This window comes from Rhizobium sp. 2YAF20, from assembly GCF_052114685.1.
In the GTDB taxonomy this organism is placed as follows: domain Bacteria; phylum Pseudomonadota; class Alphaproteobacteria; order Rhizobiales; family Rhizobiaceae; genus Rhizobium.
Genome location: NZ_JBFRFF010000025.1, coordinates 1 through 24,808, shown reverse-complemented (window position 1 = coordinate 24,808; position 24,808 = coordinate 1). Strand labels below are relative to the sequence as shown.

The following is a 24,808-nucleotide window of genomic DNA, read 5'->3' as shown; positions in this document are numbered from 1 at the left end:
TTTCGGTAAAATCGCTTCATTGTTTACGCGGTGCGGTCGCTGCAAATTGTGATGGCAGAAAGCTATCAAGTCTCTTGCAAATACGCGTAAGATCGTGAATATAATTACCAGGATAAGATTATACTTGGAGGTCAAAAATGCGGAATGAAGAGAATCTCTCTGGCGGTCTATTAGTCGCCGACCGAACCGGCCCCAGCGCTGCAGGGGTAGATCCGATCACCTTCAGCGTTTTGCTAAGCAGGTTCAACAGTATCATCGAAGAAATGTCCGCGACGCTCGAGCGCAGCGCGCAGAGCACCATGTACTCGCTATGCCGCGACTTCGACTGCGTCGTACTTGATGCGCAGGCCAGGCAGATTGCCTGCGGAGACGCGCTCCCTGTGCATACGCTGACAACACATCTTGTTGTCGAAGAGATCATGAAGGCGTTTGAAGGCGACATTCACGATGGAGACGTCTTCCTCTGCAATTCATCATATCACGGAAATACCCACCCAGCCGACGTTGCGACGTGCACCCCGGTCTTCATTGATGGAAAGCTAGTCTTTTGGTCTACGGCCCGCGGACACCAGTTGGACATCGGTGCATTCCTCCCCTCCAGCGTGCTTCCGGCAGCACAGAATGTCTATCAGGAAGGCATTACAATCCCGCCGTTGAGGTTGGTGGACAAAGGTAAAATGCGCAATGACGTCCGCGAGCTTTACTTCTGGAACGTACGTTATCGCCACCTTCTCGAAGGCGATATGCTAGCGCAGCTGGGTTCGATCGAGAAGGGCAAGCAGCGTCTTCTTGAGGTTTGTAAAGAGTTCGGGGTGAGGACCGCCGTTGATTGCGTCGACGCGCTTATCACCTACTCGAACACGCGCGCAAAGGCGGAGTTTGCGAAGATGCCGAACGGCGTCTACCGTGCGCAAGGCTGGGTGGACAGCGACGGCGTTGAGCTTCTGGATATCCCGATCAATGTTTCTGTTGAGATCAAGAACGGCGAAATTGTCGTGGACTACGAAGGAAGCGGCGAGCAAGCCAAGGGCGGCGTCAACGGCTCCATCGCAACGTCCAAAGCTGCAGGGGCTGCACCTTTCATGTGCTATCTTCCTACGGACATTCCTCATAACCAGGGGAAGATCGATGCGGTCACCGTCAAGCTCCCAGAAGGTTCGATCGTGAACCCTCATTTTCCCGCTTCGACATCGTGCGCGACCATTATCCCGTCCGATATGATGTCCGATGCCGTTCATAAAGCTCTTTGCGAAGCGATGCCCGATTATGTCTTGGGTGGAAGCACCCGCTGTGCGAACGTTCCGGCTTTCGCAGGAGACAAAGACTACTCGGGCAATGCCTGGGGTGTGATGCTCTTCAACAATACGGGCGGTTTCGGAGCATCTAACGCAACGGACGGATGGCCGCTTTGCGAGAGCGTGGCCGCCCTTGGCGGCATGAAGTCACAGCCACTGGAGCAGCTAGAGATGCTGCATCCATTGCTCGTCGACTTTTTGGAGATCGAGACCGACTCCATGGGCTTCGGTAAGCACATCGGCGGACCTGGCCTCAACATCGGACTGCGACCTGTACTTGGCAAGGTTGATTGCTTTTCGTTTGGTGACGGTTGGCGCAACCCGCCACATGGCGTTGCGGGTGGAACAGCCTCGCCGGGGGGAGGGCAGTACATCGAAGACATGACGACCCGCAAACGCCGCTACTTCTCTGCGACCGGAAACATGAACTTGAAAGCGGACGAGCGATACGTTGGCGTATCGTGCGGCGGCGGCGGTCATGGGAATCCCTTGGAGCGCGATATTGAACTCGTACGCAAGAACATTCGGGACGGTTTCATTAGCCGGAATACGGCGGCTGAAGTGTTCGGCGTGATCGTTACAGATGAACTCGATCCGAAGGTGATCGAAGGAGAAACGTCGACGAAACGCGTAGCGCTCGCGAAAATTAAACGGCCGTCGGTCGAGCCGACCCAGCCGGGAACTGGCCGTTGGGCCGAAAACCATATGCGTGAAGGCGATGTGTTCCTTCAGAATCCGAGCATTTAAGCCTTCGACCGCGCAATGATGCGTTCAACGAAAAGCAATTCAATCTTTCGCAGGTGACACTATGAGCTATCGTGTTGGCGTCGACATCGGCGGCACCTTTACTGACTTTTCTGTACTTGATGACAAGGGAAAGACTTTCCTTTGGAAGGAAGACAGCGATCCGGTCTCTCCGGCCCAGGCTATCCAACGCGGCCTGAAGGCGGTTGCGCGCGAACTGGGGCATACGACCGAGGAGTTCCTCAAGAAGGTAACGCTCTTCGTCCACGGCACTACAATCGCGACAAACCTATTGATCCAGCGCAATGGCCCGCGGATTGGTCTGCTTTGCACTGAAGGGTTCCGTGACATTCTATACACACGTGATGCCTTCAAGCCTGACCGCTACAACCTCCGCATGCCTTACCCAGAGCCGTTGGTCGATCGCTATCTGCGCCTAGGCGTAAGCGAACGTGTAAACAAGGATGGCGAAATCCTCAAAGCACTTGACGAAGATGGCGTCCGGAAGGCTGCCGCTACGATGCGTGAGGCTGGCGTATCGTCCGTAGCCGTTGCCTTCCTTTGGTCGATTGCCAATCCCAACAACGAACATCGCGCAGCTGAGATCCTACGCGAGGAGCTGCCGGGGGTGCCTGTGTTGTGCGCGGTCGACATCCTTCCAGAAATACGCGAATGGGAACGCACCTCTGCTGCTGTTCTTAGCGCTTATATGCTGCCCGGCGTAAGCACCTACCTCAAGGAACTCGAGGGCTCCCTCAAGGAGTCGGGGTATGGACGCGGTCCCTTGATCATGCAAATCAACGGTGGCGTTGCCTCGGTCCCGGAGATTCTTCGAAAGCCGGTGAACGTGCTCGCCTCTGGGCCTGCCGCGGCTCCTGCAGTTGCTACGCATATCGGCGCGTCGCGCGGTCTGAGCAACATTGTTATCATCGATATGGGCGGGACGAGCCTCGACGTGTGCCTACTTCGCGATGGCCGCCCCGCGATGTCCCGCGAGATCAGCGTAGACATGCAGCCTATCGGGGTGCCTGGCGTTGATGTGCTATCGGTGGGTGCAGGCGGCGGCAGTATTGCTTGGGTCGACAGCGGTGGCGCCTTGCGCGTCGGGCCGCAGAGCGCAGGCTCGCGCCCGGGCCCAGTCGCTTATGATGCGGGTGGCACCGAACCTACGGTGACAGACGCCAACATTGTTTTGGGATACCTCGACCCACACGCATTCCTCGGCGGTCGTCGAGTTCTTCGAGATGATCTCTCCGAAGCGGCGCTCGCCCGGGTGGGTAAAAACATCGGACTCAATGCCCTTGAAACGGCGGCCGGTGTTGTCAGGATCGTCAACGCCAACATGGTCGCGGCGATACAGGCGGTGTCGGTTCAACGCGGGATCGATATCCGGAAGTATGCTCTCTTGTCGGGCGGTGGTGCTGGCGGCCTCCATGCGGCAGCACTTGCAAGAGAGCTTCGCGTTCCACACGTCATTATTCCGCGTGAAGCTGGCACCCTTTGTGCCTTCGGGATGACGGTTACAGACGTTCGGTACGACGAGGCTGGCGTATGCCATACTTATTCAGACAATCCGGATGTGGAAAGCATCAATGCCATCCTCTCCACTCTCGCAAGTGATCTGCGAGCGAAGCTTCGCGCTGAAGGGTTTACTGACGACAAGGTTCGTATCGAGTTTTTCGCGGATGCCCGCTATTCAGGTCAGGTCCATCAGTTGACTATCCCCGTTCCCTTCGCTGAGAAGATTACTGTGGGACATATCAACCAGGCCGTCGAGAGCTTCCATGCGGAACACAAAAGCCAGTACACCTACAACAGACCATCGGTGCCTGTTGAATTCCTGCACTGGCGTGTGACGGGTCTGGGCCTCGCAGGCTCGACCACCGCGATTGCAAAGCCTGAAGCTGGCTCGCCGCCTAAGCGTGGTGAACGCATGGCTTACGATTTCGGGAGGCGAGCGATGGTGTCGACCGCGGTATACCATATGGATGATCTTTTCCCGGGAGCGACATTCGAAGGGCCGGCGATTGTTCAGTCTTCTACCACCACTGTTATCATCGGGGCAGGAGACAAGCTGACTATCGATCCAGACTTCGCACTTGCGATAGACGTTCATATCGCAGACTGAGCGGGGCCAACCCGAAGGCTCTCACGTCTCGCAGACGAGATAAAGGAGCGGTCTTGACCGCTCCTTTTATTTTCTACCCGTTGGATGATGGTCACGGGCATCCCGCTCCTAGCTTGGCCCGGCCGCACCTATCTGTGGATGGCATCCAACGGATTGATTGTAAGACAGAATTTCTACGCACCTTCTGAAACTGAGTGCTCTGAGGCATGAGGTCTCCATCAAAATAGGTGGAAGCCAAAACATGGATGACGATGCTCAGAAACTTCAGGTGCGACTTGTGGGACGCGGCGTCCGACGCCGATATCACTTCAAGAGAGCGGCTTGTTGCGGCGTACTTAGAACCTGACGTCTCGGCGTCACGGCTGGCGCTCGAACACGGCATCAATGCCAATCTCGTGCGGAGATGGATAAAGAAGTGGTGCTGAACTCTAGCGGCGACTGCGATGCAGAGTCTTTCGTGGTTCCTTTCGTGTAGTTGGTGAACGGACGGCAAGGCGGCGGTGGGCCGAGCGGGCCTTTGATCAGCAACTTCAAAAAGTGTCATCCGTCAGAACGATTGCCCGATTGATGACAACCGCTCGCGATCAACTGAGCAAGGCCGATACAATTACGATCGCGGCCATAGAAGCCGGTGTTCCCGCCTTGATCGAAGCTCGCAATCTGATTGGTCGCTTCCAAACGATGATCCGCAGGAAAGCCAAGGCCGTACTCGACCCGTGGATCGCAGATGCCCCACCACAGTCTGTTCGCTCCCTTTGCCAACTGGAAAGTCAAAGATAAGGCAGCTGCCGCAATTTCCGAACCTCTGGACCTTCTCCAGGCGCGGTTGATTGGCGCGATGTGAAAGAAACCGTCATCAAATATGCGTCAGACCCAATATTCAATGCCGTTTGACACAAATGGCTGGCGAAGTCGAAGCGAGGAGGGCCGGCGGAATAGTAGTCGAGCTACTCCGCCCGCCGAGATCATCTAGCGGAGTAGCCCCCATCTACCACAATATCAGATCCGGTGACGTAGCGAGCGTCTTCGGATGCCAAGAAGCAAACCGCCGCTGCAATATCGGATGGCTCTCCCATGAGGTTGAGAGGTTGCATCGCGGTTGCTGTAACCAGGCCTGCTTCATAGGAAGGGTAAAGGGTCTCCAGCTCGTCTTTCACCATATCGGTCAGAACGAAGCCGGGGAGCACCGCGTTGACCCGGATGTTATACTTAGCATAGTCCATGGCGTCGTTCTTGGTCATCGCACGAACAGCGCCCTTTGACGCGTGATACGGAGCAATACCCCCAAACGAAAGTAGCGCGGCCACCGAAGAGATGTTTACGATCGATCCGGATTTTTGCGCCATCATGATCGGCAGGACATGCTTGGTGGCAAAGAAAACTCCCTTGGTATTGACCGCCTGGAGCCGATCCCATTCTTCTTCAGTCACTTCGTGCGTCGACTTGTAGGGACGGACAATCCCCGCATTGTTCACGAGCACATCGATACGACCGAAATCCTTGTGGACCTGTCGTATACGGTCGGCCAGAATCGCTTCCTTACCCACGTCAGCCGTGTAGGTACGCAGTCGACCTTCAGGAGCGTGTAGTTCTGACGCCGTTGCCTGGCATTTTTGACTGTCCAGATCGATCATAGCGACGCTAGCGCCCTCCGAGAGGAGACGCGCAACGCATCCGCGACCGATGCCAGCGGCGCCGCCAGTTACTATTGCTACCTTGCCATTGAATCTTGTCATAACATCTCCCCTTCTAAGCACGCCCATTGGCATACAAGTCCGCAGCCGGAAAATTCTGGATACCGGAAAGCATGAAATGATACTCATAGGTTTGCTACTTTAGTGTCAAGCCGATAACTTAGTGTTCCGGAAAAAAGAAAACCGTCTGCGGGGTAAGGGCGGTCAGAAATGGCTCCGCACCGCAACCCGTCGCTACCATCACAAATGCGGTAACCAAAAAACCGCTGGAGCGAACTCAAATTGGATAAACTTGGAGGCAACGTCATAGGTGAGGGAGCCAAATGTGTTGACGAACTTGACCCCTTTTCAGCACTGTAAATTTCCCTCTGGTCTTCAGCACATTCTCCGCAGAAAATATTCCTGTTAGTTGGACGTATACCTATCAGTATCTTTTCGGCACTATAGGTGTTCGTCGAGGGATCGAGGGAAGCGATGACAGAATTTCGGGTATCACGTCTGAGGCAACTGCCATTCGCGCATAAGATGTGCGACCCGCTACAAGAGAAGAGGGTATTGCTTCGCAGGGTTTTGCGGGGTATCGAACCCTAAGCAACGGCGAATTTCGGGGTAAGCGTCCAGTGACAGACGATGGCAAGCAAAGTATTCGCGGCAAGATTCGCGAGCAGAAAACAGCTCTCATCCAAGAGGAGATTCTTGCCGCGGCTGCTAAGCTGATCGCAGAACGAGGGTTCCGTGCCGTCACAGTGGACGATATCAGCTCGGAAATTGGGTATACCAAGTCTATCGTCTACTACTATATGGCGAATAAGAACGAGATTCTTTGGAGAATATTCGAGGAGATCGACACCGCCTATGCGCGCGGTCTCGACGGCGTTTTTAAGGGGGGTGGTTCTCACACAGAGATTCTTGAAGCTATCGTGAGAATGCACTGCATGAATGTTCTGTCTCGCCGTGAATGGGCTACGATTTACAATAGAGATGAGAACGAACTCACCGAAGAGCAGCGTAAGATAGTCGATGCTAACCGGCGTCGGTACAACAAACGCATTCAGGAACTTTATCAAGAGGGTGTCAGAGCTGGAGATTTCCGCGACACCCCTCCGGTTATTGCCGTTTCTTGCGTGATTGGAGCCTGCAATTGGCTCTATACTTGGTTTAAGCCAAATGGAAGTTATTCTGCAGAGCAGATCGCCCGGGAGTACTCAAAGCAACTTATTGAGGGCGTGGTCGCCTAACCCTGAGTTCAGAACAGTATGTACACGTTAACGCGTCATCGCCTCTGGGCGATGTCTGCGTATCGCGAGATTCTGTTCTATTTTCCCTCTTAGCCGACACGGCATCGCAGACAATGGAGTACTTGCCGCCCGAAGTGACGGTAGGCTTCATGTGTTGACGAAAACGCATCGGTATGTAAATATTTTCATCCGTACGGATGCCCCGAAAGGGGGATTCGAAAGGCGAAGTTATCCCTCGCGGCAAGTCCACCCGAGAGGTCTCGGCGACATTCGTGCGAGCGTCTCTGATAGAGGAAGAACGATGAAAATTACTTCGATTGGGCTTTACGAACTCGAACTTCCGCTGGTGGCAGTGCAACACCTGTCTCGCGGCCGCAAATTCGAGAGGTTTCTCTCCACATTTGTCCGGATTGACACTGATGAAGGAATTACCGGCTGGGGCGAGGTTTGCCCGTGGGGCTCTTCTTACCTGCCTGCGTTCCCCGGTGGCGTTCGAACCGCTATCGCAGAAATCGCACCGCAGCTGATTGGCGAAGATCCTCGCCGTCCGGAGCAATTGAACCGCCTGATGGACGCTGTCCTGACGGGGCACATCTACGCGAAAGCCGGTATCGACTATGCTCTTTGGGACATTGTAGGAAAGGCTGCTGGACGTCCCATCTACGAACTTCTGGGCGGCAAGGAAGACGGCAACTCTGTCCCTGTCTCCGCCGCAATTCATCACGCCACTCCCGATGCAATGCTACAGGAGATGGAGATCTATAGGCAGCGTGGTGCGACGCGTTTCTCCGTCAAGGTAGGCCAGGGTGTAGAGACTGATATCGAGGTCGTACAGCGGTTCTCGGAAAGGAGGCGGCCAAACGAAATCATGATCTTTGATGCGAACTGCGGCTGGAGCCCTTGGGAAGCAATTCGAGTGATGAACGCAACCGCGGATCTCGATACGACGTTCGAACAGCCCTGCGCAACGTATGAACAATGCCTGATTGTGCGCCAACAGACCCGTCAACCGCTCTGCTTGGACGAGTGCCTGGTGGAGTTGAAGGACTTCGCTCGGGCCGTGCAAGATCGGGCTTGCCAGATCGTCAATATTAAGATTGCTCGCGTAGGCGGTCTGACAAAAGCGCGCACCATTCGTGACTTCCTGTTAAACTACGACATTTCGATGCTGACGATGTGTATGGCTGGAACGGTAATAAACGATACCGTTTGTGCACATTTCGGTCAGACGGTGCCGGCCAATCGATTTGTCGGAACCTGGAGCTGCCAGGATTATGTGACCGTCGACACAGCACCAGGTCGCGGCGCGCGCAGTGTGAACGGCCATATGCCTCCGCCTAACCTGCCGGGCCTTGGCGTCGAGCCGGACCTCGACGTTCTCGGAGAGCCGTTCGCAGTCTTCAACTAACATTACAGTTGCCACGACTACAGTGGACGAGCGCGGAAGAATCTGCGCTCGTCGTCCATCCAATCCTTGGCTTTAGCTGGCTACACCGTACGGGTATGACGGTACCAAGCGATAACGCGCTTCCGTCCAGTCTCCACATCAGAAGCTGGGATTGTGAAACTGAAGCCAGGATACCTTCCCTGCGATAGTCGGCAGATCTGTCGATCGAAAGGCAACGAAATGATCTTGGGTCCGCACCATCGCATTTATATCTGCTTCTTCCTGTTTGCGGTGACCCTGGGTGCATTCTTTGCCCGTATTCCCGATCTCCAACAATCACTTCAGATAGATAAATCCGAGCTCGGGCTGACTTTGATAGGAGCGGCCATCGGAGCGCTCGTTTCTCTCACTTTCGGTTCTTCGGTGGTTGCCAGGATGGGAGCGCGCACTAGCGCTTTTGCAACGATCCTCGGCATCCCGACAGTTTTGGTCTTCGTTCCCTGGATGCCCAACGCACAGTTGGTTTTTCTGCTCTTGTTTTTAGAGGGGCTGTTGGCCGGGGCGCTTGAAATCAATCTCAATGTCGAAATAGACAGAATTCAATCGAAGCTCGGTCGGGGCGTGATGAATCGCGCTCATGGGTTTTGGAGTGTCGGGTTCTTCGTCACAGCCCTAATCTCTTCTCCAATTCGGCAAGCTGGTATTTCAATACACGTTCACCTAGCAGCGAGCTTGGCGGTCGCCTTGGTCGTCGGGATCATCGCGATCTGGAATATGGAGGGAAGCCCCCCTCAGGAGCGGTCAGTCGAAGGCAAGTCACACGGGATTGCTGTTCCAACTCTAGGAATGCTCCCTCTCTGCGCGATTGGAATTGCCGCCTTATTGGTGGAAGGTGCTGGCATTGATTGGTCTGCAATCTACATGCGCGATGTCTTCGCCGTCGAACCATTGATTGGAGGGTTGGGACTTACCCTGTTCGCGCTCTTCATGGCCGTCGCGCGACTTTCCGCGGACCCTCTAGTGGACAGATATGGACCTGTCCGCATCGCCATGTCTTTGATCTTGCTTGCCGGCGCAGGGTTGATGGTCTTGTGGCTGGCTCAGATCCCGCAGGTGGCGCTTGTTGGATTCGCCTGCTTGGGTGCGGGTTGTAGCGCAGTTTATCCGCTGGCGATTTCGGCGGCGATGGCAAGGACGGATCGCCGAGCTCATGAGAATGTTGCCGCACTCGGCCAGACCTCATTCATCGTATTTTTCCTCGGGCCCCCATTGCTCGGGTTCATTGCTCAAGGCTTCGGGATACGAAACGCGTATTTCATATGCCTGCCAATTGTTTGCGTAGCTCTATTCTGTGTAAAAGCCCTTAAAATTCAACGATCGCAAGAGGCTATTGGCTGTTGAAACACAACGTCTTGTCATCCAGGCGTCCTCAGTAGAGCCTGAAGCTGCGCATTGTTGCTAATGATGGCTACACCGCCTCTCTTTTCTATGGCTTCTTGGGGAGCCTGGCAAATCTCGATGTCGAGGCCCCAGGGCCCCAGCTCTCCTTTCACGGCAACCACCCTGGCTCTGGTTTCCATTGCGTTGCTAGCGACGGTCGAACTCTTTCGCCAGCGATCGGAACGCCTCCGAGGGCTGAGAACTTAATTTCTCGGTGTTTCGTCAGACGTGCATTGATTGAGGCGCGCATGCCGTATATACCAAGTAGACTAAATAAATACCGATGAGTTTCTCTTCTGCCTTTACAAGGGTTGAAGTCGAACCGTTCAATCGCGGATTTCATGACGGAGGCAGGCAGACCATGCAAGGGGAGCTCGATTTCATCGTAGTCGGAGGCGGGTCGGCAGGCTGTGCGCTTGTTGCAGGGTTGAGCGAAGATGCATCCAAGACGGTGTTGCTCACCACGGCGTTCCGTATATCGAGCACGTGCGCAATGGGACGGCGGGACAATCCCGACGCGGTCGTCGGTCCAGATTTGAAGATGAGAGGTGTGGAAGGGCTGCGGGTCGCCGACGCTTCGATCATACCCGTTGTCGTGACCTCCAACTTGAACGCGGCCGCAATGATGATCGGCGAATGCGCGGCTAATTGCCGCCTTGGACGCCGTCAACTGAATCCATCGAACGAGCCGTATTGGGTAAATCCGAATTGGCAAACAAACCAACAATAACACGTGTTCTAGTAAGGCAATTCTAGTCAGCCGCCCATGGGGGCGGGCTGTGTTTTCAGGAGACTTAGTATGGGCAGCAGACAAAACATCCCGGATAAAATGCGCGCGGTCCTTCTGACCGGTTTCGGTGGGATCGATAAACTTGAATACCGGGACGATGTAAGTGTTCCACAACCGTCCGACAGCGAAGTTCTTGTTCGAGTTGGTGCCTGCGGTATGAACAACACCGATATCAATCTAAGAACTCGCTGGTACGACCGTGACGTGAATGAAGGCCTCTCAGAAGAGGTCGGCATCAAAGGCGCTGTCGGTTCCAGGAAGACGGATGCCGAAACCGCTGGGACCTGGAAGGAGGAAACGATTGTCTTCCCGCGGATTCAAGGAGCCGCGATTGTCGGTACGATCGCGGCGGTCGGTGGCTCGGTGGACAGTTCTAGGATCGGGCAGCGCGTGATCGTTGACCCGCAGGTGCGAGACCTTTCGCTGCCGGAGCGCGCGCAGTTGGTCGCCTATCTGGGCGGCGAACGAGACGGTGGCTTTGCGGAATATGCGGTCGTCCCAGCAGAAAACGCCTACACCATCGAATCAGAACTCTCCGATGCGGAGCTTGCCACCTTCCCGACCTCTTACGACACCGCCGAAGAAATGCTTGTGCGCGCGCGGCTAGGCAAGGGCGAAACAGTCGTCATTACGGGTGCCGCCGGCGGCGTGGGCACTGCCCTGGTTCAACTGTCTCTGATCCGAGGTGCGACCGTGATCGCTATCGCCGGTCGGGCCAAGGAAGCACGTCTTAGGGCTCTTGGAGCACATCATTTCGTTGCCCGGGAAACCAGCGATGTTCGCGCAGCGATCGAAGCGATCGTCGGGGAGAGGGCAGTCGATGTCGTAGCCGATGTCGTGGGCGGTCCGTTCTTCACGGAAAGCCTTAAGCTGCTGCGCCGCGGCGGTCGCTATTCGACTGCGGGCGCAATTGCAGGACCGGTTCAGCCGATCGATCTCAGGGATCTGATCTACAAGGACCTGGAATTGTTCGGCATTACATGTCCGACTCCGGAGACGTTCAAATCGGTGATCGACCATGTGGCTTCCGGCCGACTAAAGCCTCTCATCGAAAAGATTTACGACTTGAAGGACCTGCCGCTCGGTCAGACGGAGTTGGTCAAACGTAACCATGTCGGAAAGCTCGTTATCGTTCCATGATGATGGCGGGTCCGCTTCAGTCAACTAAGCGAAACAGAGAACCTGATGACCGCTGCCGAGAATGCCCTCTCCAGCCTGCCAGCCGAAATCGTAGTCTGCGATCAGGATATCGTTAGCAGATACATTGCGGATTTCCGCCACTTATATATAGGACGGGCCGCAGCCGTGATACGCCCTCGGACAGTTGCAGAGGTGCAGCTCGTGGTGCGGACACTCGCGGCAAAGGGTGTGCCGATCGTTCCCCAAGGTGGCAACACCAGCTACTGCACGGCGGCGACGCCTAACAGCGATGGCACAGAATTGGTCATCAGTCTCGAAAAGCTCAATAACGTACGGGAGATTGATGTCGGCAACCTGTCGATGACCGTGGACGCGGGTTGCATTCTCAGCGATCTCCACGAAGTGGCGGGTAACTGCGATTTGATGTTGCCTCTCAGCCTCGGATCGCAGCAATCATGCCAGATCGGTGGGAATGTCTCGACGAATGCCGGGGGCATCAATGTCGTCAAGTATGGCATGGCGCGAGAACTCGTTCTCGGCCTCGAGGTGGTACTGCCGGACGGCAGCCTTCTGACCGATCTCAACCCACTCCGGAAGAACAATTCCGGCTATGACGTCAAGCAGCTGTTCATCGGCGGAGAGGGGACACTCGGTATCATTACCGCGGCCTCTCTTAAACTTGCTCGAAAGCCAAGAACGACCGTAACCGCTTTTCTCGCGATTAGCGACATAGCAGAGCTATCTACGCTTTTGGATCGCGCGCAGCGATTCACCGGGGATGCGGTAACATCATTTGAGTACATTTCGAACAGCTCGCTCAATCTCCTGTTGGGGAGGCGCACAAGTCTTCGCCATCCTCTTGAGCAGACGAGCGATCACTACGTACTCCTCGAAGCTGCGACATCATCGCACATACTAGACCTCCAGGGCGCGGTTGACGCACTTCTGGAAGAGGCAATGGGCGAGGGGATGATCACCGACGGCGCGATCGCAGCAAATGAGGAACAGAGAAACCATTTCTGGCATCTGCGCGAGAATATTCCGGAAGGCGAGGTTCTCAGCGGCGGGTCCGTGAAGCACGACGTCTCAGTTCGGACGTCCCGGCTGGCCGCTTTCATCAAGCAAGCCTCGGGAATTGTGCAGTCAAACTCGCCCAATGCGATCCTGTCTGTTTACGGCCATGTCGGTGACGGGAATGTACACTTCAACGTGGTTCCCCCGGGGGATGCCATTCCGGCGGACTTCAAGACCAAGTTTGAGGAGACGGTATCGCCCCTTATCTACAGCCTTGCTGCCGAGATGGGCGGCTCGTTCAGCGCGGAATACGGCATCGGAAGAGTGAAGCTCAACCTTCTCGATCTGTACGGCGATCCTGGCAAGGTCGCGCTGATGAAGAAGATCAAGATGGCAATCGATCCACTTGGGAGCATGAACCCTGGAAAGGTAGTTACGCCCTAAGGCCGTCTCGCTTAATCGATTTGCTAGTAAGACTGCTGTGAGGTGACATTGGCGCACGTGAAAAAGTCGCCTTGGCCATCTCGTAACTCAGCACTTTTGCGCCCGACTGTACGGGGCGTTGAACCATTGGAAGCTGCAACCGTCGACGAATAACCAATGCGGCATCGCAGGCCGCTTAACACTCGGAACGCCTATGTCTAACGAAAAACAACACTCAGACGCGCAGGCGTCTGAGTTCGCATTGGGACACTGGGGAATGCATCGGATTGTCCGCGACGCTGCGGGCACCCCCCGCCTCGATGCATGGGAAGGGGATACAAATTCGAGCCCGATCGGACTCGACCAACTCTCTCCGGAAGTACAATCCCTCCGTGTGTGTCGACCGTCTTTCCGGGAAAGTTGGCTGCGCGAGGGTGCTGGTGCACGGCGGGAGCGTCGTGGGAGCGATCGATTTGTCGAAGTTCCATGGGACGAAGCTTTTGACCTCGTGGCTAGCGAGCTAGCCCGTGTCACGACGGTCCACGGCAATGGATCCATTTTCGGTGGCTCCTACGGCTGGGGAAGCGCTGGTAGATTCCATCATGCACAGAGCCAGATCCATCGCTTCCTGAACGTCATCGGCGGGTACGTGAAGGGGAGGGATTCTTACAGCTTTGGTGCGGGCTCGGTTATCATGCCGCACATAGCCGCTCCTATGGAACAGTTGCTAGAGCAGCATACAGACTGGAGCACGCTTGCTGCAAGCAATGAACTGTTTGTCGCCTTCGGCGGTATCCCTCTTCGCAACACGCAAATGACGGCTGGCGGCCCCGGCCGGCACAGGGTGCGCGAAGCCCTCGACCTGATGAGGGCGAGAGGCGTCCGTTTCGTCAATATCTCACCTCTTAGGCAGGATATCGATGGCTCCGCGGAATGGATACCGATCCGTCCGAACAGCGACGTCGCTTTAATGCTCGCGCTGGTCTACGTGTTGATCTCCGAGGATCTGCAGGATCGGGAGTTTCTGGCCCGCTACTGCGTGGGAGGCGAGCGAGTTCGCGAATATGTGCTTGGAGACACGGATGGCCGGGCGAAGACCCCGCAATGGGCATCTTCTATTACGGGTGTGCCCGTTGAGAGGATTGTCAAACTCGCCCGCGACATGGCTCGATCGAAGACTATGATTAACGCATCCTGGTCGCTCCAGCGCCAGAGCCATGGCGAACAAGCCTACTGGGGTGTGGTGACACTTGCTTCACATCTCGGCCAGATTGGCGAGCCTGGTGGTGGCTTTGGTATCGGGTACGGCACGTTGAATTCGGTGGGCTCCAGCGAACTCCGGATTTCGGGGCCGAGATTGTCGCAAGGATCGAATGCGGTTGACAAGTTCATCCCCGTTGCACGTATCGGCGACGCGCTTTTGAACCCCGGCGCTCGATATGACTACGATGGCGGCACCTTCGAGTATCCCGACATTCGGCTTGTCTACTGGGCGGGCGGAAACCCATATCATCACCACCAGGACCTTAACCGCTTCATCCTCGCTTGGCGGAAGCCGGAAACGATTATAATTCACGAGCAATTTTGGACCAGTAGCGCGAAGGCCGCCGATATCGTTCTCCCGGCGAGCATGACGCTTGAACGAAACGACATCGGATTTGCTTCGCGTGAAGGACAACTCGTCGCAATGCGAATGCTACGCAAACCGAATGCCGAGGCGAAAAGCGACTTCGATATTTTCGCTGGCCTAGCCGGAGCGATGGGCAAGGGTGAAGATTTCACAGAAGGACGCAGCGCCGAGGCATGGCTTGAATACATGTATGAGGAGTTCCGACAGAGAAACAGTTCGGTGATACCTCTTCCGACGTTCTCGGAATTTTGGAAGGCAGGACGACTAGAATTTTCATCGCTGAACAAACCGACAATTATGCTTGAGCGCTTCAGGCGCGATCCAGAGCGGCATCCGCTCAAGACGCCATCGGGTCGTATCGAACTTTATTCCGAGAAGATTGCTGGTTTCGGGTACGACGACTGTCCTGGGCAAGCCACGTGGCTGGAGCCACTGGAATGGCTGGGATCCAAGAAGGCTGACCGCTTTCCGCTGCATCTGCTGAGCCAGGAGCCAAGCCGCCGGCTTCACAGCCAGTTGGATCATTCTCCTCACAGCCGGACGGGAAAGGTAAAGGGAAGGGAGCCGGTTCTTCTGAACCCCGATGACGCGAGCATTCGCGGCATAAGGGAAGGAGATATCGTCAGGGTATATAACGACCGGGGAGCGTGTCTCGCATCCGCACAGATCACGGAAGGCCTTCTTCAGGGGGTTACGGTGATTGCAACGGGAGCGTGGTTTGATCCCACGGAATGGACGCCGGGCAATATCCTCGAGAAACATGGAAATCCGAATGCGGTGACGATCGACGCGCCTGCTTCGAAGCTTTCGCAGGCCACGGTGGCGCAATCCTGTCTTGTCCAGGTTGAAGCGTTTGTAGGTGATCCCCCAGAGGTTACCGCCTTCGATCTTCCAGAAATCGTAGGCCAGAATTGATCAGTCTCATCGTCCAATCGACATAGACATCCTACTCAATAGGATATATAAGTACGTGACAGTATGTGCGCGATTCCGGTCGCGCTTTGAATATTGCGCCGGGTTGCGGTCCGTGATCGTCGGTGGGTGTTGGAAAGAGGAGAAACATGGAAAACGCGAACAAATTCTACATCGATGGCAAGTGGGTGGAACCAGCTTCCAAGATCACCAGCGATCTCATCGACCCTTCGACCGAAAAAGTTTACGCCACGGTGGCAATGGGTAACGCCGCAGACATCGATAGTGCTGTCAAAGCGGCTCGCCGCGCGTTCGCAACCTATTCGAAAACGACGATCGAGGAGCGTATCGAACTCCTCCAGAAAATCTATGAAGCCTTTATCAAGCGGGAAGCCGATATCTCGAAAACCGTGACCCTGGAAGTGGGTATGCCCATTTCGGTAAGCTCCGGATTTCTCCTGGATTGGTGTAAGCTTCACACCTTGGAGACCATCGAGATCCTCCGGAAATACGCGTTTTCGGAAAAGCTCGGAACGACGACGGTCTACAAGGAGCCGATTGGCGTTGTGGGCATGATCACTCCTTGGAATTTTCCCATCGGTCAGATTTTCACGAAGATCCTTCCGGCTCTCGCAACTGGATGTACGATGATTCTTAAGCCGAGCCAGCTAACGCCCCTGGACGGCCTGATCGTTGCCGAGATCCTTCATGAGGCTGGTGTACCCGCTGGTGTGTTCAACCTTGTGAACGGTGATGGACGCGTGGTGGGCGAAGCCATTTCCCAGCATCCTGACATAGACATGGTATCCTTCACTGGATCGACGCGCGCGGGCATTCAGATTGCAAAGTCGGCTGCCGACACAATCAAGCGTGTTGTCAATGAGCTCGGAGGAAAGTCCGCGAACATTCTCCTCGACGATGCAGACTTCGAGACAGCTATCGAAAGCGCCGTTGTGAATTGCTTCCTTCTCAACGGTCAGGCGTGCGACGCTGGCACGCGCCTGCTGGTGCCACGCGATCGCCTCGATGAAGCAACCAGTATCGCAGCGAAGGTCGCAAACGCGTACGTGTCGGGACCACCTAGCGATCCCGACACGACGCTCGGCCCAGTCATGAACGCGGGCCAGTTCAAAAGTATTCAGGCCTATATCCAATCGGGTATCGACCAGGGCGCGAAACTGGCTGCAGGTGGCGTGGGGCGGCCGGAGGGCATCGATGCCGGATACTTCGTTAAGCCGACCATCTTCTCTGACGTCAAATCGGACATGACGATCTACAGGGAAGAAATCTTCGGCCCGGTCCTCACCATCAGCGCATACGGCGACCTCGAGGACGCCGCACGCATGGCAAACGACACGGTCTACGGCCTGGCTGCTCACATCACGGGCAAGGACATGGACAAGGTTCGCCAGTTGTCGCGCGAGCTGCGCGCAGGATCCGTGTACGTCAACTCGCCGGATTTCGATCCTAAGGCTCCATTCGGCGGCTATCGCCAGTCTGGCAACGGTCGTGAATGCGGTGAACATGGCTTCACGGAATTCTTGGAAATCAAGGCCGTGGTCGGCCACGGCTGACTTGATTGCGCAGACAAGAGAGGGCTGAAAGCAAAAGAAAGGGCTGCATGACCCGGACGCCGCCCCTTCAATAGTCGGGGCGTCGAAGGAGCCATTCGCTGGCGCATGAATGCTAGCTGTCAAACGGCGAAGGGTAACCGTATCGGGGCTGCTCAACTTGGCGAACTCGTCGGAAATATTGAAGCGGTTTGTCCGGTCACATATTCGATCCGCCTCGAGTGGATCCGCCTTTCGAACTCCAGGTTGGCGGACCACGAAAACTGCTTTGAAGGAACCGTCGAGGAGATAAACTATCACGGCCAAAGCGAGAACGTGCTCGTCCGGCTTCCGGGACAAGCAAGTCTTGTGGCCGCTCTGAAGTCCGCCAATTCATCTGCGGCAGTGGAGCTGAAAACAGGCGAGAAAATCTGGATGGCTTGGCAAGGAAGGGACGCCCGGGTCTTGGGTCATTAAACGGGAGGGGAGGCAGCTTAGTGAATAGGCGGACCGCCTGCCCTCCCTTTGGGTTGACCGTCATTGAATCCTGCCAAACCCTGTGAATTCAACACACGTCCGCTCACGCGCCCAACAATGGTGCGTGGGCTTCTTTTCGTCGGGGCAACGCGGCCCCACATTTTTCCGGATCATGCGAATTAGATATTGTACTAACTGGAATGTGTTTGTACTACTGCGTACCTGAGCGGCGGTTGTGGCTGCCTTTGCTCGCGGACCGGGACCGGTCGAATGCCAGTGGAGACAGATATGAAAATTCTCGTACCAGTGAAGCGGGTTGTTGATTACAACGTCAAGATCCGCGTCAAGCCGGATGGCAGTGGCGTCGAGCTTGCCAATGTCAAGATGTCGATGAACCCGTTCGACGAGATCTCGGTCGAGGAAGCGCTAAGGCTGAAGGAAGCCGGCAAGGCGGAGGAAGTCGTCGTCGTTTCGGTCGGCCCCGCCAAGGCGGAAGAAACGCTGCGCACGGCGCTTGCCATGGGTGCGGACCGCGCCATCCTGGTCGAGACCGACGACGCGATTGAGCCGCTGACGGTTGCCAAGATCCTCAAAGCCGTCGCAGAAGCCGAGCAGCCGGGCCTGATCATCGTCGGCAAGCAGGCAATCGACGACGACAGCAACCAGACCGGCCAGATGCTCGCAGCCCTGATGGGCGTCGCCCAGGCGACCTTCGCCTCGAAGATCGAAATCGGCGACGGCAAAGCCAAAGTGACCCGCGAGGTCGATGGCGGCCTGCAGACCATCGAGATCAAGTTGCCGGCAGTGGTCACCACCGACCTGCGCCTCAACGAGCCGCGCTACGCTTCGCTGCCGAACATCATAAAGGCGAAGAAGAAGCCGCTCGACAAGAAGTCGCCGGCCGATCTTGGCGTGACGACGACCCCGCGCTTGAAGGTGCTGAAGACTGAAGAGCCCGGCGGCCGCAAGGCCGGCGTCAAGGTCAAGTCGGTGGCCGAGCTTGTCGACAAGCTGAAAAACGAAGCCGGCGTGCTTTAATTTAGGAAAGGAAGAACAGAACCATGGCCATTCTTCTTCTGGCTGACCACGACAATCAAAGCCTTTCCGACCAGACCGCCAAGACATTGAGCGCTGCCGCCAAGATCGCCAAAGAAACAGGAAGCGATGTGCATGTGCTGGTGGCCGGCAAGGGCGCAAAGCCTGCTGCCGATGCTGCCGCCAAGCTTTTGGGCGTTTCCAAGGTGCTGCTTGCTGAAAGCGACGACCTTGCCAACAATCTCGCCGAGCCTTTGGCCGACCTGATCGTGTCGCTTGCCGGCGCCTACGACACCATCATCACGGCTGCTACCTCGGTTGGCAAGAACGTCATGCCGCGCGTCGCAGCGCTGCTCGACGTTGCCCAGGTCTCGGAAATCATCGAGGTCGTGTCGGCAGACACCTTCAAGCGCCCGATCTATGCCGGCAACGCCATCCAGACGGTGCAGTCGACCGACGCCAAGCGGGTGATCACCGTGCGCACGGCCTCCTTTTCCCCGGCCTCCCAAGGCCCAGCTGCTGCCGTCGAGCCCATCTCGACGGCAGCCCTTTCGTTGGAGCTTTCGAAGGAAGTCTCGCTTTCCGTCACTGCTACTGAGCGACCTGACCTCAACTCCGCGAAGATAGTCATTGCCGGCGGGCGGGCGCTCGGCTCTGCCGAGAAGTTCAAAGATGTAATCCTGCCTATCGCCGACAAGCTCGGTGCAGCTGTTGGCGCCTCACGAGCGGCGGTCGACGCAGGTTACGCTCCGAACGACTGGCAGGTGGGGCAAACAGGCAAGATCGTAGCACCGCAGCTTTATGTTGCCGTCGGTATTTCTGGAGCCATTCAGCATCTCGCTGGCATGAAAGACTCAAAGGTGATCGTAGCGATCAACAAGGACGAGGAAGCCCCGATTTTCCAGGTCGCGGATTACGGCCTTGTGGGGGATCTATTCGAAATACTGCCAGAACTCGAACAGGCTTTGTAGGCAGCATATGTCAGCGCAGCGCAGTTCGTCGCATAAACGAAACGGCGACCTCCTACTCGGAGCGCGAGACGCTCCGAGTCTTTCGCCGTTGCGTACAAGAAGTGCCGGCCGACCGAAACCTTTGACACAGGTGCTCGGCGCTGTTGGAAACCTGCTCTTCGCGGCGCACGTTCCGTTGATGGCGAAATTTACCGCCGGCAAAATCATGGATATGCTCCAGCGAGCGGGTCCGATACTTACCGATCCTGCCGCCGGATCCGCGCATTCGCATCCCCTTGTTGAGCTTTCACGTCGTGAACTTGAGGCTGTTTCAGCTGTCGCACCTGGATGCAGGGCGCTCGTGTCCCCGCTTCTCGAAATGTTCCACCAGTTGGAATGGTTCGCAGGAGATGAAGGCCCCTATTGCAGCATCAATTTCCGACAGCACCATATCCACGCCCTTCTGGTGGGGCCTGGCGGACTTGAGCACCGGACCGACCTCAGAATTGGCTTGACGGTTTTGAGCCCTTACACCCGCTTTCCAGACCACCGCCAATTTCACTCCCGGGTTTTTCTACCACTGTCCCTAGGGGAGTTTCTGTTTGGCGATGGTCATTGGGCGGCCGCAGACCCTGGTGACGTCCTGTTCAATGGTGCAGGTCAACAATGCGCCATGAGATGCACCGCAACTCCGATGGTCGTACTATGGTGTCATGTCGAGCATCCCGCGTCCTGAAAAGAAATCAAAACCGAGCTTTTTTGGAGAATTCAATGCGTTTAGTCATCCTTGGACCGCCGGGAGCTGGTAAGGGCACTCAGAGCCAACGCCTCATGCGGGAGTTTCATATACCGCAGCTCTCCACGGGCGATATGTTGCGCGCAGCGGTTAAAACTGGCTCGGATGTCGGCAGAGCCGCCCAAGGCGTGATGGACGCCGGGGGCCTGGTCGGTGACGATATTGTCGTTGGTTGCATAAGGGAACGGCTTAGAGAGCCGGATGCAAGAACGGGTTTCATCATGGACGGATTTCCGCGCACGATCGCACAGGCGGTGGCGCTCGATGACCTGTTAGGAGACGAGCGCCTCCGACTGACCGCTGTGGTCGAGCTGCTAGTCGATGAGGATCTGCTCTTGGACCGCATCACCAAGCGGGCGGATGAGGCCCAGCGCAACGGTGAAACACCCCGCGCGGACGACAACCCGGAAGCCATGCGCAAGCGTCTGATGGCATATCGCGAGAGCACCTTGGCCCTTTCTAACTTCTACTACAATCAAAACAGATTAGTCACTGTCGATGGAATGCGGGACGCTGACCGGGTGACAGCTGATATCTTAGAGGCGCTTCAATGAAGATCGACCGGACCACATCTTCCGAGGGACAACTGCGGCTGTGGCGCGGCAAAGTTCTGCCAGAATGGCTAGATTATAATGGACATATGACCGAACATCGCTATCTCCAAGTGTTCGGTGAGAGTTCGGATGCGCTGTATGGCAAGATTGGCGTTGACTTCAACAATGCCGGCGAGGGCGCGTTTTTCACGTTGGAAACACACATCCGCCATCGTGCCGAAGCCAAGGTCGGAACCGCCCTCTGGACCGAAACGGAAATACTTGGCTTCGATGAAAGGCGCCTGCATTTGTACCACCGCCTTTTCGATAAAACCGACACACTGCTCGCTACTGGTGAACATCTGTCGATTCACGTCGCGAGGTCGTCGGCCGTGGCAGCACCGGCACTAATCCTCGCAGAGATCGAGCGACTTTTCGTGCTGCAGAAAGCATTTCCGCTTCCGGAGGGTACTGGCTCGGTCCTCAGTAAGATGATTACTCATCATCGGATTACTTTGTGAATCAGCGCGGATGTGATGTCACTCAAGCCGATGAGCCTTCGCTGTACATCAGGGCATTGCAGTTCGAGAGTTCTGACCCGCTCCGTGAACTCGAATAGGTAAAACGACACCGTCGGCCATTCAAATTTGATCAGGTGATCGACCGCGGCCTTTGTGGCTGCGAGCATCGCTTGGGAGTTCTCGGTGCGTGCGATTGCGATGGCGCACGGACCGCCGAGGCGACTTCTCACGGCGATTTTCTGGTTTTCCTTCATGGCGTCGTCTGCGAGCCCGCGGTCGGCGCATACAGCGTCGATGCGTCCGCTGACGAGCGGCAAGCATCGCGGTGCTGTTGCTTGGAAAAGCCTGGACTTTGATGTCCGCTCCTTTGCAATAACCCTTGGCCTTTTCGAGTACCGCGAGGTCGAGCGACCCCGTTATCCCGCGACGGTATCAACACACGCGTCCGCGAGTCTCGCGGGCATAAAACCGGAATCTTTCCTGACCAGGAAGGTGGCGACGGTCGCCCAGCTCGTCTCTAAGTCGGCGACCTTCACCCGCTCGTCCGTGATGTAAAATTCGCCAAGCGAAATGTCGAATTTGTTCGCCTGCAGGTCTGTCAGAGTAGAAGAGAAGAGCACCAGCTTGGTTTGCACTCTGGCCTGAAGAGAATCATAAACGCACTCCGGAGAGACAGATGGTGCGGATGTCGTTGAAGTTTGGGTCGACCCATCTATGCCGTGGGTGTCGGTGAGAAGCGCGGAAGGCTTCAAGCAAGCGCAGACCTCGCGACCCCCCGCAGTCTTGTACATTTGGGAAGCCGCTTGCGGCGAAGGACGCAAGAGAGCGACTTCCTCTTGCGTCCGTTGGACCTGATAAGCGTGAAGGGCCCTGCTTGAGTTTGCCCGGTCCATACCCTGACGGTGTCAAATGCTCAGGCAGAGGTACTTAATCTCGGTGTAATCATCGAGGCCGTACTTCGAACCTTCGCGGCCTTGCCCGGATTGCTTGATGCCGCCGAATGGCGCGACTTCTGTTGATATCAGTCCCGTGTTGATGCCGACCATTCCGTACTCGAGTTCTTCGGCGACACGGAAAATCTTCGAGACGTCCTTGGAGTAAAAGTAGGACGCTAAGCCGAACTCCGTATTGTTCGCCAGCGCAATGACTTCCTCTTCCGTTTCGAATTTGAAAAGCGGTGCAACGGGACCAAAAGTCTCTTCACGTGCAACCTTCATATCGCTCGTGACCCCGGTGAGAACGGTTGGCTGGAAGAAAAGGCCACCCTTTTCATGGGCTTTACCACCTACCGCGACCTTCGCTCCTTTTGAAAGCGCGTCCTCGATATGCTCTTCGACCTTGGCTAGCGCCTTTTTGTCGATCAACGGGCCAGCGTTGACACCCTCCTCGAGACCGTCACCGACTATCATGGCGGAAACGCGTTCAGCAAGCTTTCTCGCGAAGCTTTCATACACGCGGGACTGAATGTAAAGGCGGTTGGCACACACACATGTCTGCCCGTTGTTTCGGTACTTGGACACCATGGCACCCTCGACGGCGGCATCGATGTCCGCGTCATCAAATACGATGAACGGTGCGTTTCCGCCCAGTTCGAGGCCGAGTTTCAGGATTTGCTCCGCACCTTGTCGGGCGAGAATTCGGCCGACTTCGGTTGAGCCGGTGAACGTGAGCTTGCGGACCTTGGGGTTCTCGGTGAACTCAAGGCCCATTGCAGGAGAATCTTTCGACGGAATAACGTTGAAGATGCCGGCAGGGACTCCGGCACGATCTGCAAGTACGCCAAGCGCAAGCGCGGATAGCGGCGTCTCCCGGGCAGGTTTGGATATCATCGCGCAGCCGGCGGCAATCGCCGGGGCCATTTTCCGGGCGAGCATGGCATTGGGGAAGTTCCACGGCGTGATGGCCGCGACAACACCGACCGGTTGCTTGATGACCATAATCCGCTTGTCGGGGAGGTGGCCAGGGATCATGTCGCCGTAGAGACGCTTTGCCTCTTCGCCAAACCACTCGACGTATGACGCTCCGTAGAGGATTTCCCCGCGTGCCTCAGCAAATGGCTTGCCCATTTCGAGTGTAAGAATAGTTCCAAGGTCGTCGGCGTTCTGGACCATCAGATCGAAAAGTTTCCTGAGGACCGCGGCGCGCTCCTTCCCGGTCTTCTTCGCCCAGGACCTCTGCGCTATGTAGGCAGCATCAATTGCCCGTTTGGCTTCGTCGCGGTTCATGTCAGGAAGTGTCGCGAGGACTTCCCCCGTTGAAGGATTGGTCACGTCAAATGTTTTGCCGCTATCGGCGGTGCCGATCCATTCGCCCGCGATAAGGGCTTTGTCCACTGCTAGGGTTGGGTCTTTGAGTTTCGACGCCAAGTTTTCCGAGATCGACATATCAGCCCTCCTGTTCAGTTTTGCGAATTGTTTTTTCCAAGATGTCGAGCGCTTCCGCGAATACGTCATCCTGGATGGTGATTGGTGCCAGGAATCGAATTACGTTCCCGTAGACCCCGCAAGTCAAAAGGATGAGCCCATTGTCGAGCGCCTTTTGCCGAACGATTTCTCTGTCGATATCGTCTTCATCGGATCAATAGACCACGACGCCGCGGATGCTTTTGCCCGAATGCATCAGTTCGAACCCCTTGTTGATGTCCTCCAGCGGCATCGTATGCGTGATCATCGGGTCGATCTGGATCTTGCCTTCCATGTACCAGTCGACGATCTTCGGCACGTCGGTGCGGCCGCGTGCGCCGCCAAAGGCGGTGCCCATCCAGCTGCGGCCGGTGACGAGCTGGAACGGGCGGGTCGAAATCTCCTGGCCGGCGCCGGCAACGCCGATGACGACGGACTTGCCCCAGCCGCGATGCGAGGCTTCCAGCGCCTGGCGCATCACCTTGGTGTTGCCAGTGCAGTCGAAGGTATAGTCAGCCCCGCCGATCTGATCGGCACCGCGCTTGGTCATGTTGACGAGATAGGCAACGATGTCGTCGCCGACTTCCTTCGGGTTGACGAAATGCGTCATGCCGAAGCGCTCGCCCCAGGCCTTCTTGTCGTTGTTGAGATCGACGCCGATGATCATGTCGGCGCCGGCAAGCTGCAGCCGGCAAGCTGCAGCCCCTGA

21 protein-coding genes and 3 pseudogenes are annotated in these 24,808 nt (G+C 56.2%); 18 read left to right on the top strand and 6 right to left on the bottom strand.

All coding sequences use genetic code 11. The annotated features are described in order from the left end of the window. The first annotated feature begins 137 nt into the window (after window positions 1-137). The 4 genes and pseudogenes from AB4Z52_RS23765 to AB4Z52_RS23750 form a co-directional block, all read left to right on the top strand. Complete coding sequence (locus AB4Z52_RS23765) at window positions 138-2,042, top strand: hydantoinase B/oxoprolinase family protein (RefSeq protein ID WP_442220362.1); 1,905 nt, start codon at window positions 138-140, stop codon at window positions 2,040-2,042. 61 nt (window positions 2,043-2,103) lie between these two features. Next, a complete protein-coding gene (locus AB4Z52_RS23760; protein WP_442220361.1) occupies window positions 2,104-4,167 on the top strand; it encodes a hydantoinase/oxoprolinase family protein in 2,064 nt (687 codons plus the stop codon). A gap of 241 nt (window positions 4,168-4,408) precedes the next feature. After that, window positions 4,409-4,583 (top strand): annotated as a pseudogene (locus AB4Z52_RS23755) (transposase); the annotation flags it as partial. Between the two features lie 16 nt (window positions 4,584-4,599). Continuing rightward, a pseudogene (locus AB4Z52_RS23750) lies at window positions 4,600-5,011 on the top strand (ISL3 family transposase); the annotation flags it as partial. 121 nt (window positions 5,012-5,132) lie between these two features. On the opposite strand, the gene AB4Z52_RS23745 reads toward AB4Z52_RS23750, so the two are convergent. Then, window positions 5,133-5,903, bottom strand: a complete 771-nt coding sequence (locus AB4Z52_RS23745; protein ID WP_442220360.1) for an SDR family NAD(P)-dependent oxidoreductase — start codon at window positions 5,901-5,903, stop codon at window positions 5,133-5,135. Window positions 5,904-6,481: 578 nt separating this feature from the next. Here AB4Z52_RS23745 and AB4Z52_RS23740 point away from each other — a divergent pair. The 14 genes from AB4Z52_RS23740 to AB4Z52_RS23675 all read left to right on the top strand — a co-directional run bounded on the left by AB4Z52_RS23740 (window position 6,482) and on the right by AB4Z52_RS23675 (window position 21,697). Further along, window positions 6,482-7,099, top strand: a complete 618-nt coding sequence (locus AB4Z52_RS23740) for a TetR/AcrR family transcriptional regulator (RefSeq protein WP_442220359.1) — start codon at window positions 6,482-6,484, stop codon at window positions 7,097-7,099. A gap of 154 nt (window positions 7,100-7,253) precedes the next feature. Then, on the top strand, window positions 7,254-8,507 hold the full coding sequence (locus tag AB4Z52_RS23735; RefSeq protein WP_442220358.1) for a mandelate racemase/muconate lactonizing enzyme family protein: 1,254 nt from the start codon (window positions 7,254-7,256) through the stop codon (window positions 8,505-8,507). Window positions 8,508-8,726: 219 nt separating this feature from the next. Beyond that, window positions 8,727-9,887 carry an MFS transporter gene (locus tag AB4Z52_RS23730; protein ID WP_442220357.1) on the top strand — a complete coding sequence of 387 codons (1,161 nt, stop codon included), beginning with the start codon at window positions 8,727-8,729 and terminating at the stop codon, window positions 9,885-9,887. Window positions 9,888-10,209: 322 nt separating this feature from the next. Then, entirely contained in the window at window positions 10,210-10,656 is a 447-nt protein-coding gene (locus tag AB4Z52_RS23725; protein ID WP_442220356.1) for a GMC oxidoreductase, read from the top strand. Window positions 10,657-10,725: 69 nt separating this feature from the next. Then, window positions 10,726-11,856: an alcohol dehydrogenase family protein gene (locus AB4Z52_RS23720; RefSeq protein WP_442220355.1), complete on the top strand. Its 1,131-nt coding sequence runs from the start codon at window positions 10,726-10,728 to the stop codon at window positions 11,854-11,856. Between the two features lie 45 nt (window positions 11,857-11,901). Next, window positions 11,902-13,314 (top strand): FAD-binding oxidoreductase, encoded by a 1,413-nt coding sequence (locus tag AB4Z52_RS23715; RefSeq protein WP_442220354.1) that lies wholly within the window; start codon window positions 11,902-11,904, stop codon window positions 13,312-13,314. A 193-nt stretch (window positions 13,315-13,507) separates the two neighbouring features. After that, complete coding sequence (locus AB4Z52_RS23710) at window positions 13,508-15,838, top strand: molybdopterin-dependent oxidoreductase (protein WP_442220353.1); 2,331 nt, start codon at window positions 13,508-13,510, stop codon at window positions 15,836-15,838. Window positions 15,839-15,984: 146 nt separating this feature from the next. Beyond that, window positions 15,985-17,409 carry an aldehyde dehydrogenase family protein gene (locus AB4Z52_RS23705; RefSeq protein ID WP_442220352.1) on the top strand — a complete coding sequence of 475 codons (1,425 nt, stop codon included), beginning with the start codon at window positions 15,985-15,987 and terminating at the stop codon, window positions 17,407-17,409. 105 nt (window positions 17,410-17,514) lie between these two features. Further along, a complete protein-coding gene (locus tag AB4Z52_RS23700; RefSeq protein ID WP_442220351.1) occupies window positions 17,515-17,862 on the top strand; it encodes a TOBE domain-containing protein in 348 nt (115 codons plus the stop codon). A gap of 288 nt (window positions 17,863-18,150) precedes the next feature. Continuing rightward, window positions 18,151-18,900: an electron transfer flavoprotein subunit beta/FixA family protein gene (locus AB4Z52_RS23695; RefSeq protein ID WP_442220350.1), complete on the top strand. Its 750-nt coding sequence runs from the start codon at window positions 18,151-18,153 to the stop codon at window positions 18,898-18,900. A gap of 23 nt (window positions 18,901-18,923) precedes the next feature. Next, window positions 18,924-19,868, top strand: coding sequence for an electron transfer flavoprotein subunit alpha/FixB family protein (locus tag AB4Z52_RS23690; protein ID WP_442220349.1), 945 nt, complete (start codon window positions 18,924-18,926; stop codon window positions 19,866-19,868). 130 nt (window positions 19,869-19,998) lie between these two features. Next, window positions 19,999-20,583: a dimethylsulfonioproprionate lyase family protein gene (locus tag AB4Z52_RS23685; RefSeq protein WP_442220420.1), complete on the top strand. Its 585-nt coding sequence runs from the start codon at window positions 19,999-20,001 to the stop codon at window positions 20,581-20,583. Window positions 20,584-20,618: 35 nt separating this feature from the next. Next, a complete protein-coding gene (locus AB4Z52_RS23680) occupies window positions 20,619-21,197 on the top strand; it encodes an adenylate kinase (RefSeq protein ID WP_442220348.1) in 579 nt (192 codons plus the stop codon). After that, the gene (locus AB4Z52_RS23675; RefSeq protein ID WP_442220347.1) at window positions 21,194-21,697 is read left to right on the top strand and encodes a thioesterase family protein; all 504 of its coding nucleotides are present in this window, start codon (window positions 21,194-21,196) and stop codon (window positions 21,695-21,697) included. The genes AB4Z52_RS23680 and AB4Z52_RS23675 overlap by 4 nt, the downstream gene beginning before the upstream one ends. On the opposite strand, the gene AB4Z52_RS23670 is transcribed toward AB4Z52_RS23675, so the two are convergent. The 5 genes and pseudogenes from AB4Z52_RS23670 to AB4Z52_RS23650 form a co-directional block, all read right to left on the bottom strand. Then, window positions 21,679-21,951, bottom strand: a complete 273-nt coding sequence (locus tag AB4Z52_RS23670) for a hypothetical protein (RefSeq protein ID WP_442220346.1) — start codon at window positions 21,949-21,951, stop codon at window positions 21,679-21,681. The genes AB4Z52_RS23675 and AB4Z52_RS23670 overlap by 19 nt on opposite strands. A 162-nt stretch (window positions 21,952-22,113) precedes the next feature. Next, the gene (locus AB4Z52_RS23665; protein ID WP_442220345.1) at window positions 22,114-22,488 is read right to left on the bottom strand and encodes a transporter substrate-binding domain-containing protein; all 375 of its coding nucleotides are present in this window, start codon (window positions 22,486-22,488) and stop codon (window positions 22,114-22,116) included. A gap of 114 nt (window positions 22,489-22,602) precedes the next feature. After that, a complete protein-coding gene (locus AB4Z52_RS23660) occupies window positions 22,603-24,081 on the bottom strand; it encodes an NAD-dependent succinate-semialdehyde dehydrogenase (protein ID WP_442220344.1) in 1,479 nt (492 codons plus the stop codon). 1 nt (window position 24,082) lies between these two features. After that, window positions 24,083-24,244, bottom strand: a pseudogene (locus AB4Z52_RS23655) (4-aminobutyrate--2-oxoglutarate transaminase); the annotation flags it as partial. A gap of 30 nt (window positions 24,245-24,274) precedes the next feature. Further along, window positions 24,275-24,808 (bottom strand): zinc-binding dehydrogenase (locus AB4Z52_RS23650; protein ID WP_442220343.1); only part of this gene is annotated, 534 nt, incomplete at its 5' end.